We start from the raw sequence: 1,089 nt of genomic DNA on the forward strand, positions 1-1,089 counted from the left end.
TCCGAAACCAAGGGCAGTCCCGGCATCTACTTGCTGTGGGCCAATCTGGCCGATGCACAGCGCTGGGTTCCCGCGCAAATGCAAGCGTCCAAACAATCCTATGCGCGCGCCATCGCCCTGCTACGGCCCATCGTCGAGCGCAAACCCAACGATGTCACCGTTATTTCACGCCTGGCGCTTTACCAGGCCTACACGGAAGAAAAGCAAGCCGCGCTCCTGGGCGTGCGGCACGCACTTAGCCTCGCCCCAAAAATGGCTGACGTACAGTTTCGCGCCGCCCTGACGTATGAACTTACGGATATGCGCGGAGAAGCGCTGGCTGCGCTGCAACAAGCCAGCACGCTTGGCTATCCCCTCAATCTGATCGAGTCAGCCCCCGATCTGTTGAACCTGCGACGAGATGCTCGCTACCAGCAGTTTATTATTAACCTGAAAAGAGATCGTAAAACATGACGCCTGTAAGCCCTTGGATGAAGTTATCCGTGCATTTTGATGCAGATCAGATTACCAACCAGCTCGACTACAGCTTCACCTCGTGCGACGGCACGGCCGATCCACGCCATGGCCCCTATATGGGCGGGGTACACTTCCAGAAGGGACAACATGTCTATCTCGACGTGACTTGCTGCGGCTCCAAGGACAGCGGCTTCAGCTCGTTCCAGATCATCGATTGCTGCATCATCAGCGTGCCGCAACTGACGCAGATCGGTCCGAAAGTCCCGACCATCTATTCACCTCCATCGCCCTTCTTGCAAGCCGTAGGGGCCACTTATAGCTTGCCACTGGACTTCGAAATCCAGCAACTTCTGGGCGATACCGTACCGCCAACGCTGCACCATATCCGCCAGGAATGGAAACATACGCTGGACGTGGGCTATGCAAGCGGCCGCTGGGAATTGTCTTTCGTCATCACCGTACGCATCATGCGCGGCGAAGACACGCCGCCAGAATTGCGCGTATTTTCCTTTGACCCGGAAAGCTCAGTCGGCGGGAATGTCCTGATGTAATCCCACGCACCTGGTCCCGCCCATCAGCATGGCGTGCGGGATCAGGTGCGGCAAGCGGCACGGACACCGGCCAGCCATGCGC

General features: G+C 57.8%; 2 protein-coding genes. Both read left to right on the forward strand.

What is annotated here, in order from left to right; translation table 11 throughout:
• Positions 1–453 (forward strand): hypothetical protein (locus AC0V2Y_RS28800; protein WP_475418484.1); only part of this gene is annotated, 453 nt, incomplete at its 5' end.
• Positions 450–1,007, forward strand: coding sequence for a hypothetical protein (locus AC0V2Y_RS28805; protein WP_475417972.1), 558 nt, complete (start codon positions 450–452; stop codon positions 1,005–1,007). The genes AC0V2Y_RS28800 and AC0V2Y_RS28805, both read left to right, overlap by 4 nt.
• Positions 1,008–1,089: the final 82 nt, after the last annotated feature.

This window comes from Janthinobacterium sp. BHSEK (assembly GCF_056174685.1).